The 15,382-nt window shown below is 69.1% G+C and carries 10 protein-coding genes and 1 other RNA gene; 9 read left to right on the top strand and 2 right to left on the bottom strand.

The window, feature by feature from the left end:
• Positions 1–3 precede the first annotated feature (3 nt).
• The gene (locus WBK31_RS29735) at positions 4–4,878 is read left to right on the top strand and encodes an NAD-glutamate dehydrogenase (RefSeq protein WP_364060301.1); all 4,875 of its coding nucleotides are present in this window, start codon (positions 4–6) and stop codon (positions 4,876–4,878) included.
• A gap of 179 nt (positions 4,879–5,057) precedes the next feature.
• Here WBK31_RS29735 and WBK31_RS29730 read toward each other — a convergent pair whose 3' ends face one another.
• Positions 5,058–6,074, bottom strand: a complete 1,017-nt coding sequence (locus tag WBK31_RS29730; protein ID WP_364060304.1) for a hypothetical protein — start codon at positions 6,072–6,074, stop codon at positions 5,058–5,060.
• A gap of 47 nt (positions 6,075–6,121) precedes the next feature.
• Between WBK31_RS29730 and prfB the strand changes: the two genes are divergently transcribed.
• Entirely contained in the window at positions 6,122–7,240 is a 1,119-nt protein-coding gene (prfB, locus tag WBK31_RS29725) for a peptide chain release factor 2 (RefSeq protein WP_364060307.1), read from the top strand.
• Here prfB and WBK31_RS29720 read toward each other — a convergent pair.
• A complete protein-coding gene (locus WBK31_RS29720; protein ID WP_364060310.1) occupies positions 7,223–7,417 on the bottom strand; it encodes a hypothetical protein in 195 nt (64 codons plus the stop codon). The genes prfB and WBK31_RS29720 overlap by 18 nt on opposite strands.
• 202 nt (positions 7,418–7,619) lie before the next feature.
• Between WBK31_RS29720 and ftsE the strand changes: the two genes are divergently transcribed.
• The 7 genes from ftsE to WBK31_RS29685 all read left to right on the top strand — a co-directional run bounded on the left by ftsE (position 7,620) and on the right by WBK31_RS29685 (position 14,217).
• Positions 7,620–8,309 (top strand): cell division ATP-binding protein FtsE, encoded by a 690-nt coding sequence (gene ftsE, locus WBK31_RS29715; RefSeq protein ID WP_127939948.1) that lies wholly within the window; start codon positions 7,620–7,622, stop codon positions 8,307–8,309.
• Between the two features lie 20 nt (positions 8,310–8,329).
• Positions 8,330–9,241 carry a permease-like cell division protein FtsX gene (gene ftsX / locus WBK31_RS29710; protein WP_364060313.1) on the top strand — a complete coding sequence of 304 codons (912 nt, stop codon included), beginning with the start codon at positions 8,330–8,332 and terminating at the stop codon, positions 9,239–9,241.
• A gap of 47 nt (positions 9,242–9,288) precedes the next feature.
• The gene (gene smpB, locus WBK31_RS29705; protein WP_364060315.1) at positions 9,289–9,756 is read left to right on the top strand and encodes an SsrA-binding protein SmpB; all 468 of its coding nucleotides are present in this window, start codon (positions 9,289–9,291) and stop codon (positions 9,754–9,756) included.
• A gap of 19 nt (positions 9,757–9,775) precedes the next feature.
• A complete protein-coding gene (locus tag WBK31_RS29700; RefSeq protein ID WP_364060318.1) occupies positions 9,776–11,653 on the top strand; it encodes a penicillin-binding transpeptidase domain-containing protein in 1,878 nt (625 codons plus the stop codon).
• A 338-nt stretch (positions 11,654–11,991) separates the two neighbouring features.
• Positions 11,992–12,375: a transfer-messenger RNA gene (ssrA, locus tag WBK31_RS29695) on the top strand.
• Between the two features lie 365 nt (positions 12,376–12,740).
• Positions 12,741–13,490, top strand: coding sequence for a hypothetical protein (locus WBK31_RS29690; protein ID WP_378786381.1), 750 nt, complete (start codon positions 12,741–12,743; stop codon positions 13,488–13,490).
• 130 nt (positions 13,491–13,620) lie between these two features.
• On the top strand, positions 13,621–14,217 hold the full coding sequence (locus WBK31_RS29685; RefSeq protein ID WP_364060323.1) for a hypothetical protein: 597 nt from the start codon (positions 13,621–13,623) through the stop codon (positions 14,215–14,217).
• Positions 14,218–15,382 lie beyond the last annotated feature (1,165 nt).

Raw genomic sequence — 15,382 nt, 5'->3', positions numbered from 1 at the left:
GAGATGCCGCTCGACGAGGCCAAGGATGAGCTGCTCCAGCGAGCCGCGGAAAGCTGCGCGGCCGGCAGTGAGCATATGAGCGCCGAGGAGGCGCTGTCCTTCCTGCGGCTCTATTACCGACATGTCGCGCCGGAGGACCTGCTCGACCGCAACCCCGTTGACGTGTACGGCCCCGCGATGTCCCAGAGGCAGCTCGCGGAGGTCCGCCCTCAGGGCAGGGCGGTGGTCCGTGCCTACACCCCCACGATCGAGGAGAACGGCTGGGACCCCGGCCACTCCGTGGTCGAGGTGGTGACCGACGACATGCCGTTCCTGGTCGACTCCGTCACGATGGAGCTCGACCGCCACGGCCTCGGCACCCACCTGGTGGTCCACCCGCAGATGCGGGTACGCCGCGACATGACCGGCAGGATGCTCGGCCGCGGCCAGGAGGACATCACCGGCCAGATGCTGGCCGAGTCGTGGATCCACATCGAGATCGACCGGCAGTCCGACCCCCTGGTGCTCAAGAGGCTCGAGGCCGACCTGCTGAAGGTGCTCGCCGACGTGCGCCACACGGTCGAGGACTACGCGAAGATGCGCGCCCTCGCCGTACAGACGGCAGAAGACCTGGGCATGAACCCGCCGCCGCTTGAGCCCGCCGAGGTCGAGGACAGCATCGACCTGCTGCGCTGGCTCGCCGACGGGCACTTCACCTTCCTCGGCTACCGCGAGTACCGCCTTGAGCACACCGACGACGGCGAGGCGCTGCGCGCGGTGCCCGGAGCGGCGCTCGGCATCCTCCGCGACGACAAGGCCGGCTCGGAGAGCTTCGCCGCGCTGCCGCCCGAGGTGCGGGCCAAGGCGCGCGAGAAGCAGCTCATGATCATCACGAAGGCCAACTCCAAGGCCACCGTGCACCGGGCCTCCTACCTCGACTACATCGGGGTGAAGCTGTTCTCACCCGAGGGCGAGGTGATCGGCGAGCGGCGCTTCCTCGGCCTGTTCACCCACGTGGCCTACAACGAGTCGATCTCGCGGATCCCCGTGCTGCGCCGCAAGCTGGCCGACGTGCTCGATAAGGCCGGGCTCGCCCCCGACAGCCACGACGGCAAGGACCTCATCGAGATCCTGGAGACCTTCCCCCGCGACGAGCTGTTCCAGACCTCGCTCGACCAGCTCCTGCCGATCGCGCTCGGCGTGCTGCGGCTGCGCGAGCGCAAGCAGGTCAAGCTCTTCCTGCGCCGCGACGACTACGGCCGCTACATCTCCTGCCTGATCTACCTGCCGCGTGACCGCTACACCACCAAGGTCCGGCTGAAGATGCAGGAGGTGCTGCTCAAGGCGCTCGGCGGCACGTCCATCGACTACAGCGCCATGATCGGCGAGTCGACGCTGGCCCGGCTGCACGTCGTCGTACGCGGCGAGCGCGGCAAGCAGCTCCCGCCGCCCAGCGTGGACGTCGAAGAGCTGGAGTCCCGGCTTGCGGCCCTCACCCGCTCCTGGGAGGACGACCTGGCCGCCGCGCTGACCGAGCTGACCTCCGAGGAGGAGGCGCCCCAGCTCATCAAGCGCTACGCCTCCGCCTTCCCCGAGGGCTACAAGGCGGACTTCCCGCCCAAGGTGGCCGTGGCCGACCTCCAGCGGCTCGAACAGCTCGTCGCGGCCGGCGACGGCGACAAGGTCGGCATCAACCTGTACGAGCCGTACGACGCGGCCGAGGGGGAGCGGCGGCTGAAGATCTACAAGATCGGCTCGCCCATCTCGCTGTCGCAGGCGCTGCCGCTGATCCAGCGGCTCGGGGTCGAGGTCGTGGACGAGCGGCCGTACGAGATCGACCGCGACAACGACCCGCGCACCAAGAACGCCTGGATCTACGACTTCGGCCTGCGCTACACCCCGGCCGAGGGCGTCGACAGGAAGGACTTCAAGAAGCTCTTCCAGGACGGTCTGAACGCCCTGTGGACGGGCCGGGTGGAGGCGGACGACTTCAACGCGCTCATCCTCAGCGCCGGGCTCACCTGGGAGCAGGTCGAGATCCTGCGGGCCTACGCCAAGTACCTGCGCCAGGCGGGCAGCACGTTCTCCCAGCCGTACATGGAGGCCGTGCTCAACGGCAACGTCAGGATCGCGCGGCTGCTGGTGCATCTGTTCGAGGCCAAGCTCGACCCGAAGCGCGGCGAGGACGTGCGGACCGACCTCGTCGAGGCGCTCAACGAGGAGATACTCGGGGCGCTTGACGAGGTGGCCTCGCTGGACGAGGACCGCATCCTGCGGGCCTACCTGGAGATGATCCACGCGACGCTGCGGACCAACTACTTCCAGACGGTGAACGGGGCGCGCAAGCCGTACATCTCGCTGAAGTTCGACCCGCAGGCCATCAGCGTGCTGCCGCTGCCCCGGCCGAAGTACGAGATCTTCGTGTACTCGCCGCGCGTCGAAGGTGTGCACCTGCGCTTCGGCAAGGTCGCGCGGGGCGGTTTGCGGTGGTCGGACCGGATGGAGGACTTCCGTACGGAGATCCTCGGCCTGGTCAAGGCGCAGATGGTGAAGAACACCGTGATCGTGCCGACCGGCTCTAAGGGCGGATTCGTCGTCAAGAAGCCGCCGAAATCCGGCAAGCGGGAGGATCTGCTCGCCGAGGGCGTGGCCTGCTACCGGATGTTCATCTCCGGCCTGCTCGACGTCACCGACAACCTCGTGGCCGGCAAGGTCGTGCCGCCGCCCGACGTCGTCAGGCACGACGGCGACGACACCTACCTCGTCGTCGCCGCCGACAAGGGCACCGCGACGTTCTCCGACATCGCCAACGAGGTCGCCAAGGAGTACGGCTTCTGGCTGGGCGACGCCTTCGCCTCCGGCGGCTCCATCGGCTACGACCACAAGGGCATGGGCATCACCGCCCGCGGCGCGTGGGAGTCGGTCAAGTACCACTTCCGCACGATGGGCGTGGACGTCCAGACGACCGACTTCACCGTGGTCGGCATCGGCGACATGTCGGGCGACGTGTTCGGCAACGGCATGCTGCTCTCGCAGCACATCAGGCTGGTCGCCGCCTTCGACCACCGGCACATCTTCGTCGACCCCTCGCCCGACGCCGCCCGCTCGTACGCCGAGCGGCGCCGCCTGTTCGAGCTGCCGCGCAGCTCGTGGGAGGACTACAACCCCGAGCTGATCTCCCCGGGCGGCGGCGTCTTCCCGCGCACCGCCAAGTCGATCCAGATCACCCCGCAGATGCGCGAGGCGCTCGGCATCCCGGCCGGAGTCGCGTCCATGGCGCCCCACGAGCTGATCAGCGCCATCCTGAAGGCCCCGGTAGACCTGCTGTGGAACGGCGGCATCGGCACGTACGTCAAGGCCACCTCCGAGTCCCACACCGACGTGGGCGACAAGGCCAACGACGGGCTTCGCGTCAACGCCTCCGAGCTGCGCTGCAAGGTCGTCGGCGAGGGCGGCAACCTCGGCTTCACCCAGCTCGCCCGCATCGAGTTCGCGCTCAACGGCGGGCTGATCAACACCGACTTCATCGACAACTCGGCCGGCGTCGACACCTCCGACCACGAGGTGAACATCAAGATCCTGCTCGACCAGGTCGTCCGCGACGGCGAGCTGACCGACAAGCAGCGCAACCAGCTCTTCACCTCGATGACCGACGAGGTCGCCGAGCTGGTGCTGCGCGACAACTACGCGCAGAACGTCGTGCTCGCCGCGGCCCGCGCGCAGGCCGTCTCGATGCTGCACATCCACTCTCGCTACCTGCGCAAGCTCGAACGCGACGGGCTGGTCAACCGGGAGCTGGAGTTCCTGCCGTCGGACAAGACGCTCGCCGAGCGGCGCCAGGCCAGGCTCGGGCTCACCGCGCCCGAGTTCTCCGTGCTGCTCGCCTACACCAAGCTGGTGGCCGACGCCGAGCTGCTCGGCTCCGACCTGCCGGACGACCCCTACCTGGCGTCGTGGCTGGTCGAGTACTTCCCGTCCGCGCTGCGCGAGCGGTTCAGGACGTACATGGACGCGCACCCGCTGCGCCGCGAGATCATCACCACCCGCGTGGTGAACGAGCTGGTCAACTCCGCGGGCACCACGTTCCTGTACCGCTTCGGCGAGGAGACCGGCGCGTCCACGCCCGACATCGTGCGGGCGTACCTGGTGGCGCGTGAGGTCTTCGACCTGCCCGGCTTCTACCGCGCGGTCGAGTCGCTGGACAACCAGGTCGACACCGCCACGCAGATCAAGATGCTGCTCGAAGCCCGCAAGCTGGCCGAGCGCGGCGCGCGCTGGCTGCTGGTCAACCGGCGGCCGCCGCTCGACCTCGCCGCCTCGATCGCGTTCTTCGACAAGGGCGTCAACGGGCTCATCGCGCACCTGCCGAAGCTGCTCACCGGGCCCGACCTCGCCGCGTACGAGGAGCGCCGCGACTCGTTCGTGGCCCGCGGGGTGCCCGAGGAGATGGCCGAGCGGGTGGCCGCGATGGTGCCCGCGTACTCGACGCTGGACCTGGTGGAGATCGCGTCGCTGACCGGACGTCCGGTCAACGAGGTCGGCGAGGTCTACTTCGACCTGGCCGACCGGCTGCAGCTCGCCCGGCTGCGCGAGCGCATCATCGCGCTGCCCCGCGACAACCGGTGGAACTCGATGGCGCGCTCGGCGCTGCGCGACGACCTGTACGCCGCGCACGCCTCGCTGACCCGCGACGTGCTGGCGCACAGCAAGCCGGGCCTGTCGCCCGAGGAGCGGCTGGCGAGCTGGACCGAGGCCAACTCGGCGGCCGTCGCCAGGGCCAGGCAGACGCTGTCGGAGATCTGGGAGAGCGACAACTTCGACCTGGCCACGCTGTCGGTCGCGCTGCGCGCCATCCGCACGCTGGTGGCCTCGAGCAACCTGCCTCACACGGAGGCGTGAGAGCGGCCGGGGCGGGCTTTCCCGCCCGCCCCGGCACTCTGGGCAGGCATCGGGCACGGGCGGCCGCTCACAGGGCTCTCGCGCGCGTCTGAGCCCGCCTGGGCCGCCGCTCAAAGGGCTCTCGCGCCGCCTTCACCGCTGCTCAGCGGGCTCTCGGCGTCCTCCGGGCGCCCTACCGGCTACTGGCCGGAGGCGCGGGTGAGCGCGCCGTCGTGGGCGATCACGGGCGCGGGCGCCGGGGCGGACAGCGGCGGCACGGCGGTCGCGTACTGGTGTGTCTCGGTGAGCTTGAGCGAGCGGCGCAGCACCGGCGAGCTGATCGCCCAGCGCGCCGAGTCGGGCACCGGGATGTAGTCGTCCTCGGCCGTCTTGGTCTGCGTGGACGTGGTGCGCGACAGCGAGTACTGGATGAGCGCGCCGCCGTCCTCGGTGCGCAGTGCGTACACGGGGAAGTTGTCGGCGCTGAAGATCGAGTCGTAGCTGAAGCCGTCGCTCTTGGCGCTCTCGCGGCGCTCGGCGATCTGCTCGGCCACCTCGGTGGTGTAGGGCCCGGCGGCGAGCAGGCCGTCGGTGACGCCCGCCTTGCCCGTCTCGGCCACGCTCGCGTGGACGGGGCCGATGAACTGCGGGCTGATCGTGATGGTCTTGTCGTCGGCGGGCACGGCCGTGGCGTAGCCCTCGGCGTCGAGCTTGATCGGCGGCAGCTTCTGGCCGGGCAGCAGCTCGGCGGCCGAGCTGAGCCGCCAGCGGTCGAACTTCACGAACGTCAGCAGCGTGGGCCGGTCGTCACGCGTCACCAGCACGCTGAACCAGGGCGCGCCGTCGCCCTTGGCGAACCTCGGCACGTAGAACGTCGGCGTGCCCCACCGGTGGCGCGGCGGGTCGTAGCCGGTGGACAGGTAGGCGGCCTGGGTGAGCTGCCACTGCCCGCCGGTCGTGATGTCCTGCACCTGCAGCAGCCGGCCCTGGAAGTCGCTCGGCACGCGGCGCAGCAGGTCGTCGGTACGGGTGTAGGCGGCGAACTCCTCGGCCGCCTCCTGCTTGGTGACGACCGGCGGCTCAGGAGATGGCGAGGGTGTCGAGGTGGCCGCCGCCGGTGTCGAAGGGGCCGGGCGGGCATCGCCGGAGCAGGCGGTCACCGCGGCGAGAAGACCGGCGGCGAGCGCCAGCGTCCTCCGCCGACCGTATGCACGCACCTCGCCATGTTATTCGGGCCCGCGCGGGTCGCGTACCCTTGGGAGACGTGGCAGGCATCGATCCGGCAGAAGAGATCAACGAGCTTCGGGGCACGCTCCGCAGCATCCAGGACGTGCTCGACCTCGACGCGATGCGCAAGCAGATCGAGGAGCTGGAGCAGCAGGTTGCCGCGCCCGACCTGTGGGACGACCCCGAGCAGGCCCAGAAGGTGACCAGCAGGCTCTCCCACCTCCAGGGCGAGCTCAACCGGGTCGAGGGCATCGCCAGGCGGCTCGACGACCTGACGGTCCTCTACGAGCTGGCGGCCGAGGAGGGCGACGACGACACGCGGGCCGAGGCCGACAAGGAGCTGCAGTCGCTGCGCTCCGACATCGGCGCGCTGGAGGTCCGCACGCTGCTGTCGGGCGAGTACGACGCCCGCGAGGCGCTCATCACGATCAACTCCCAGGCCGGCGGCGTCGACGCGGCCGACTGGGCGGAGATGCTGCTGCGCATGTACCTCCGCTGGGCCGAGCGCAAGGGCTACCCGACCGAGGTCTACGAGACCTCCTACGCCGAAGAGGCCGGCATCAAGTCGGCCACCTTCGCCATCAAGGCGCCCTACGCCTACGGCACGCTGCGCGGCGAGCACGGCACCCACCGTCTGGTGCGCATCAGCCCGTTCGACAACCAGGGGCGGCGGCAGACCTCGTTCGCGGGCGTCGACGTCGTGCCCGTCGTCGAGCAGACCGACCACATCGACATCAACGAGGACGAGATCCGCGTCGACGTCTACCGGTCGAGCGGCCCCGGCGGCCAGGGCGTCAACACCACCGACTCCGCGGTGCGCATCACCCACCTGCCGACCGGCATCGTGGTCTCCTGCCAGAACGAGCGTTCGCAGCTGCAGAACCGCGCCACGGCGATGGCCGTCCTGCAGGCCAAGCTGCTGGAGCTCAAGCGGCAGGAAGAGGCCGAGAAGATGTCGGAGCTGCGGGGCGCGACGACCACCTCGTGGGGCACGCAGATCCGTAACTACGTGCTGCACCCTTATCAGATCGTCAAGGACCTGCGCACCGGCACCGAGGCCGGCAACCCGTCAGCGGTGCTCGACGGCGACCTCGACGAGTTCATCGAGTCGGAGATCCGATGGATGCGGCGGCAGGAGTCAGGCGCCGCCGACTAGGTGCTCGGCGGCCAGCGTCAGCAGGAGCAGGGCGACGAGCAGCAGCGCGACGAGCGCGGGTGACAGCCCGGCGAAGCCGTGGTTGTGCATCCGCTCTCGGCTCGCCCGGCACATGGGGCAGCGTCCCTCGATCACGGGGTGGGCGCACTGCGCGCATACGAGGTGTTCGCAACTCATGACAGCCCCAAGTCTAGCCGCACAATCGTTTTGTTTCCGTTATGGACGTTCCATGCCAGTCTTCCCCCTAGACTGTCGTCTGGCCAATCGGAACGTCGATCATCAGTAAAGAAGACGTAACCGATGGTCGCCCGGCGGGAAGTGGGCATATGCCACCCTCGCTTCCGTCCTGACCCCTAGACTGGCATGCCGTGATGCTCTCGTGATCCATTTCGATAATGTCACCAAGGTCTACGCGAACCAGAACCGGCCCGCCCTCGACCACGTATCCGTTGACGTGGACAAGGGTGAGTTCGTGTTCCTCGTCGGTCCCTCGGGATCAGGCAAGTCCACGTTCCTGCGTCTGATCCTGAAGGAGGAGCGGCCCAACTCCGGCGCGATCCACGTCGCCGGCAAAGACCTGAGCCGCCTCTCCAACTTCAAGGTGCCGCACCTGCGCCGCCGCATCGGCTGCGTCTTCCAGGACTTCAGGCTGCTCCCGAACAAGAACGTCTACGAGAACGTGGCGTTCGCGCTCGAGGTCATCGGAAAGCCGCGGCGCTTCATCCGCAAGGTGGTGCCCGAGGTCATCGAGCTGGTCGGCCTCGAAGGCAAGGCGCACCGCATGCCCGACGAGCTGTCCGGCGGCGAGCAGCAGCGCGTCGCCATGGCCCGCGCCTTCGTCAACCGGCCCATGATCCTGCTGGCCGACGAGCCCACGGGCAACATCGACCCTGCGACGAGCATCGGCATCATGAAGGTGCTCGACCGCATCAACAGGACTGGCACCACGGTCGTCATGGCCACGCACGACGCGGCCATCGTCGACTCCATGCGTAAGCGTGTCGTGGAGCTGGAGGACGGCAAGATCGTCCGTGACCAGTCGCGTGGCGTGTACGGCCAGGCGTACTGACAGGGAGCTGCAGACAAGACATGCGGGCGAATTTCATCTTCTCCGAGGTCTGGATCGGCCTCCGTCGTAACCTGACGATGACGATCGCCGTGATCATCACGGTGGCGGTCGGTATGGCGATGCTCGGCGTCGGCCTGATGATCAACACCCAGGTCGGGCTGATGAAGGGCTACTGGGACGACAAGGTCGAGATCTCCGTCTTCCTGTGCAAGAAGGGGACGGCCATACCGGACTGCAAAGGCAAGGCGATCACGCCCGCGCAGATCAAGGCGCTCGAGCAGCACATCAAGGGCACCAAGGGCGTCAAGGAGGTGTTCTTCGAGACCGAGGCCGACGCGTACCGGAACTTCAAGCAGTCGTTCTCGTCCTCGAACCCGGCCCTGGTCGACGCGACCAAGGTCGAGGACCTGCCGCAGTCGTTCCGCATCAAGCTCGAGGATCCCGACAACTACCAGCCGGTGATCCAGGCCGTGACCGGGCAGCCGGGCGTGGCCCAGGTGATGGACCAGAAACAGCTCATCGCCCCGTTCTTCGACATGCTCGACAAGCTCGCGCTCGCCGCGCTGACCGTGGCCATCATCCTGGTGCTCGCGGCGGCGCTGCTGATCGGCAACACGGTGCGGTTGTCGGCGTTCAACCGGCGCCGCGAGACGGGCATCATGCGGCTGGTCGGCGCCTCCAACCTCTACATCCAGCTCCCCTTCGTCATGGAGGGCGTCATCGCCGGTCTCGTCGGCGGCGTCTTCGCGGCGATCATTCTGATCTGCGCGAAGGTGTTCCTCTTCGAGGAGATCGTCGGCTTCTTCGGCGGTGCCACGGCTCAGCTCAGCTGGAACGACCTGGCCCAGACGATCACCATCACCATGATCATCGGTGTCGTGATCTGTATCCTGGCCTCGTTCGTGACGCTACGTCGCTATCTGCGGGTGTAGCGGTGCGCATGGGCTGCGAGCGTCCCTGTCGCCGGTAAAGTCGAAGCATGCCACGTGAGACCGGGCGGAAGGTCATCGCCCAGAACAAGCGCGCTCGGCACGACTACCACATCGAGGACACTTTCGAGGCGGGTCTCGTGCTGCAGGGCACCGAGGTGAAGTCGCTACGCGAGGGCCGCGCCTCGCTCGTCGACGGCTACGCCACGATCGACGGCAACGAAGCGTGGCTGCTCAACGTGCACATCCCCGAATACGCGCAGGGCACCTGGACCAACCACGCGGCCCGGCGCAAGCGCAAGCTGCTGCTGCACCGCAAAGAGATCGACAAGCTCGCCGCCAAGATCAAGGAGGGCGGGCTGACGATCGTGCCGCTGTCCCTCTACTTCAAGGACGGCAGGGCGAAGGTCGAGATCGCCGTCGCCCGGGGCAAGAAGGACTGGGACAAGCGGCAGGCGCTGGCGGAGCAGCAGGCCAAGCGGGAGATGGCCCGGGCGCTGCGCTACCGCAACAGATGAGACGGCGGCACTGCGACCGATGAGACGCGGACCTTTCAGGCGTACGGCGATGCACCGCGCCCGCCGCCTGCTGGCGGCGACCGCCACGCTGGCGGTCGCCAGCACGACGCTGACCGGCTGCTTCGAGGAGTCGTCACCCCACGACGCGGTGCGCGACTTCCTCGTGGGCTGGCAGTCGGAGGACTACGAGCTGGCCGCCCGCCGCACCGACGGCGACCCGGCGAAGGTGCGCAAGGCGCTGGAGGACGCCAAGCTGGAGCTCGACGCCGCCTCCTTCCGCTTCAAGATCACGGCCATCAGCGTCGACGGCGACGAGTCGGAGGCCGACTTCCACGCCGAGGTCGACCTCGGGGAGAACAACCCGCTGTGGCAGTACGACAGCAAGCTGCCGCTCCACCTCGTCGACGGCGCGTGGAAGGTCCGCTGGTCGCCCTCCGTGCTGCACCCGCAGCTCAAGGAGGGCCAGCGCTTCGCGGTCGACACCGAGCCCAAGCCGCGCCAGCCCGTGCTCGACCGCGACAACGACCCGCTGCAGAGCGACACCATCCTCTACGTCGCCGGCGTCGTCCCCGACGAGCTGGGCGACCGGGCCGAGGAAGTGGTCGCCAAGCTGTCCGACGTCACCGGCTACGCCCAAGACCGCCTGCTCAGCCGGGTCAGGTCGTCGCCGCCCGACAAGTTCGTGCCGCTGGTGACGTTCGGACGCTCGCGCTACCAGTCGATGCAGACCAAGCTGGCGATCGACGGCATCAAGATCGTGTCGCAGAAGCAGCCGGTCAACCCCGACGCGCCGCGCCAGATCGTCGGCACCGTCAGCGCGCTCACACCCGAGACCGAGCAGAAGCTCGGCGGTCCGCAGCGGGCCGGCGACTCGGTGGGCAAGAGCGGGCTGCAGCAGGCGTACCAGGACTATCTGACCGGCTCCACCGAGACGAAGGTGATCACCCTCGATCTCAAGACCGGCCGGCAGGTCGCGCTGCTGGAGGAGTGGCCAGGACGGCAGAACGTCTCGGTCAAGACCACCATCGACAGGAAGGTGCAGGCCGCGGCCGAGCAGGCGGTTGCCGAGACCCAGACCAGCGCCCTGGTGGCGGTGCAGCCCGACACCGGCGAGATCCTCGCGGTCGGCAGCAAGGGGCTACACCAGGAGCGGCATGGGCTGGCCGGGAAGTTCCCCGCCGGCACCGCGTTCTCGATCATCGCCGCCGACGCGCTGCTGAAGGCCGGGGTGAGCCCCAAGCAGCGGCTGGCCTGCCCGCAGGAGCGCACGGTCGGCGGCGCCAAGTTCGTCCAGGCGGCCCACAACGCCCCACTGCCGGCGTCGGCCTCGTTCCAGGACAACTTCGCCAAGGGGTGCGTGACCGCGCTGGCCTCGCTGGCCCGCCGCGTCTCGGGTGACGATCTGCTCAGGAGCGCGCAGGCGCTGGGCTTGGAGCAGCCCTGGCGGCTGCCGCTGAAGTCGTTCAGCGGCAAGCTGCCGAGGCTGTCCAGCGACGCCGACAAGGCCAAGGCCATCGCGGGCCAGAGCGTCCAGGTGAGCCCGCTCAGCATGGCTCTGGTGGCCGCTGCGGTGGCGTCCGGGACGTGGCGGCCTCCCGTACTCGTGACCGAGCCCAAGACGCCCAGCGCGACCGCCACGGCGCCGCCCGCGACCCAGCCCGCGCCCCAGCAGATGGACCCGAAGGTGCGCGCGACGCTGACGACGATGATGCGCGCCGGTGCGGTCGGCTCGCCCGCGCAGGCCGGTAAGGCCAAGGTCTACGGCATCACCGCCACCGCGGAGGGCGGCCTCACCTGGTGGGTCGGCTGGCAGGGCGACGTCGCCGTCGCCGTCCTGGCGAAGAACCACGACGCCGGAGCCGTGGCGGGAGACTTCTTCGCGGGGCTCGCGGACTGACATCGCGGCCGAAGGTGAAAAAGTCGTGACGCTGAGCAACCATCCGGACTTCCCCGGCGTCTTACTGAGTGACTGGGCCCGCTCGGGGGGTTGCGGTCCCAGTCGCCGTGATGAGATCAGGACTTCATCTCGGGGAAGTCCTGCCGTCCGGACCGGCTCGACCCTGCCGGTCGGCCCCCGGGAGCACGTGCCTCAGCGCCGGGCTCCCGGGGGTTTCGGCGTTGCCGCGAGGTCCCGCGCCGGCGCGGAATTAAGTTGGCATCGGGGGCGTTGTCCGATGTACATTCCTGTTGCGCCGACCCTCGCGCGGGCCGGCGGTGACGGTTGACAACTGCACAGGGGGTGACTGGCTTCGACTTTGACCTTGCAAGCCAGGTGAAGCGGGCCGAGGACTGCGGACATAACCTCGTTAATCCTGTGACCGCAAACAATAAGTGCCAATTCTAAGAGCACTGTGGCCGCCAGGGACTCCCTGGCCCTCGCTGCCTGATCAGCGAAGCCACTGTCAGCCCGGGAGCGCCTTCGGCCCGGTGTCTGGCATCGCTAGAAGGCTCAACCGATCAACCCGGCCACGGGGGAGATCGGGAAATCTAACAGTGGCTGAGCCCGTCGGCGACTTGCCTGCGTGATCGCCGGGGCCGAGAAAAGCACAGCAGGCTGCGCCCGGAGAAGCCCTGACTTGGGGTTGAAGGACGCGGGTTCGATTCCCGCCACCTCCACCAGCTTTTCGCAACCGCCTCTTCGCCGCGGGCTTCCGCAGGCGAGGGGCGGTTTCGCGTGTCTGCGGTCCTTGCCTGCGTGCCCCCGCTCCCAGGCCGAGGTGCGCCTGCCCTCGCTCACCCATGCTCACGCGCGCCACGCGTGTCCGCGGCGCCGGGCCGCGGTGCCCTCTGCCTCTCTGCGGCCGCGCCGTGAGCGAGCGCCTGCGTGGAGATTCCGTACTGCTCGCCCGCGCTGTAAGGTGATCCGGGGTTTCGTGCGTTTCAGGACCGGTCTGGTCACAGATCTGCCACTCCGTCACTACCCACTGCTGCCGGTGTGCTTAGGTGTTGCTCTGACAATTCCTGTGCTGGAGTGGGGTTCAAGCGTGTCAAGGTTCGACTGGCGCCATTCGGGGTTCGCGCCGCTGGTGGGGCTTCTGGTGTCCGCGGTGCTGCTGATGACCGGGATGGTGCGCCAGTTACTGCAATTCGTGGGGGCGACCACGGCGCCGGGGGCGGCTGAGCTGGTGGTCACGTTGATCATCGCGGTGTTCCTCACCACGGTGTTGCGGATCGTACGGGCGGTGCCCGACATCAGGAAGGAGAGCGTCGCGACGGCCCGGGCCTCGGCCAGCGTGCAGGCCGTGCGGCCCAGCGATGACACGCTGGTCGGGCGGCGGCTGCGGCTGTTCAAGGAGGCGGCCGAGGCCGGCGGCGACGCCGAGGCGGTGCTGAGCGCGCGCTCCGCGCTCGACGACACCGAGATGGTCAACAAGCACCACATCGATCACGCCCTGATCTGGGCGCTGCCGGTCTTCGGCTTCATCGGTACGGCGCTCACCATGGCCACGATGGTCGGCTCGTTCGGCAACGCGCTCGACAACCGGGGCGACCCCGGCGTGCTCATCACGGCGCTCAAGCAGCACGTACTGCCCGAGCTGGCCTCCGCGTTCGGCGTCACCATGATCGCGCTGTTCCTGAGCGTGCTCGCGTTCGGCGCGATGGCGCTGATCGAGCGGGCCGAGCGGGCCAGCGTGGCGGCGGCCGACGAAGTGTTCCTCGTCTACCTGGCCCGGCTGCCCGGCGCCTCGAAGGGCGGCTCATCCGCGCCCGCCGGCCCGAGCTGCGCGGGCTGACGCAGGAGCTGGCGCAGTCCAGGGACAGGACCGAGGAGCTGATCAAGGGCATCGACGCGCTGCGCACGGCGGTCGAGCGGCTGAGCGCCGTCGAGAGCAAGCCGCAGAAGTACACGCTGGTGAGGGAGCAGTGAGAAAGCAGGCCACGCGGTCGTTCGCGCCACCGCTCGACCTGCGGTTCATCGACCTGTTCATGGCGATCGTGCTCGCCCTGTCGTTCGTGGCGATCATGCTCACGGTCGTGGCGCGGATGCTGCCCACCGAAGAGACCACGCAGCCGCCGCGCAGGCAGACGGTGGCGCAGCTGGAGCGGAAGCTCCAGGAGGCCGAGCAGGCGCGGCAGGCGGCGGAGGCGGAGCTGCGCGCGACCAAGGAGCAGATCTCCGAGCAGACCGCGTTCGCGCTGCCGTGGTGGCTGATCGGGTTCTGCGCGCTGCTGGGCGTCCTGGCCGTGTTCATGAACTGGCGGGTGCGGCTGTGGAACAAGGGCAGCCTGCCGCGCTGGTGGACATGGGCGCTGGTCACCGTCGTGGTCGCAGTCGTCACCGTGGTGATCAGAGAGCTGAGCGACGGGCAGGGCTACCTGCTGCTCGCCGAGATCCCGTGGTGGGCGGCAGACGTGCTCTGCCTGGGGCTGCTGCTGGTGGCGTACGTGCTGATCACCGACATTCGCGACAGGCAGCGCGAGCTGCGCGATATCACGGCGAAGTACGTACCTGATCGGTAGTAGGGTTCCGGACGGACTGGCCGTGGGACTCCGGTGCGACTTCCGGAAACCGCCTTTACCGCGACCTTTCGCAGTTCGCGCCCCCATTCCCCGGCCAGTCCGAGACCACGTCCGGGGAGCCATGGAGACCTACGCCGATCTGATCGAGTGCGAGGACGTGCTGCTCTTCGCCAACGCCTCGATCACCTCGACCGGCCAGCGCGAGTTCCACAGCGACGCCGGGCGGCAGCGCCTCTCCCTGCGCTTCCTGCACGACTACATCCACACCAACTATCCCGGCCTGTACGCCGCCACGCTCGCCCTCGACATCAACGACCACAACGCGGCCCTCATCATCGCCGGGCTGCTGGGACGCAAGGGCGGCGTGGACGCGGGCGAGGCGCGGCTGATCTCCTGGCGGCTGGGCAGGATGAGCCCGCCCCGCGCGTACCGGCTCTTCGGCGAGCTGCGGCGGGCCGGCGTCAACAACCGGCGCACCCGCGCGATCGTCCGCGACCGGCTGGCCGCGCGGCCCGACCTGGCCTTCGACGCGGTGAAGTACCGGGCGGGGGTCAAGGCCGCGGTCCGGCACGCCCACCTGAGGCCGCCGGGCGAGCTGGGCGACTTCCTGTTCGCGCCGTTTCGCCGATCCCATTACGACACGCCGCTGCTGGAGGCGTGGCGGCGGGCGCACTACGACAAGAACGCCCTGTACGAGCTGCCGTACACGGTGGCCGAGGGCTTCGCCGCCCGCCACGGCATCCCCAGGGACCACTTCCTCGAGCACATCGCGCCCCGGCTGACCCGGCTCGAACGGCTGCGCCTGAGCGGTGCCGCCGAGCGCGACGGCCTCGGCACCGACGCGGATCTGGCCGCGCTGCCGCTGGTCAGGGTGGCCTCGTACGTGCTCTCGCTGGCGGCGGACGTACGCGAGCGGCGGCGCGACGAGCTGGTGTCCGCGCTGCGCGCGGCCGCGTCGCGGGCGGCGGGCACCCGGGTCGGCACCTGGGGGCACGTGGTGGCGGTGCTCGACGACAGCTTCTCCTCCTTCGCCTCCCCGCAGAAGCGCCGCCGGCCGCTCGCGGTCGCGCTGGCCTGCCACTACCTGCTGGAGGCGCTGGCAGGTGACTACCACGGCCTGTGGCTGTCGCGGCGCGACGACCCGCTCCAGGCCCGCCCGACCGGC

The sequence above is a fragment of the Nonomuraea sp. N2-4H genome, from assembly GCF_045291505.1.
In the GTDB taxonomy this organism is placed as follows: Bacteria; Actinomycetota; Actinomycetes; order Streptosporangiales; family Streptosporangiaceae; genus Nonomuraea; species Nonomuraea fastidiosa.
The sequence above is the reverse complement of the archived record's forward strand: the minus strand, read 5'-3'. Positions and strand labels throughout refer to the sequence as shown.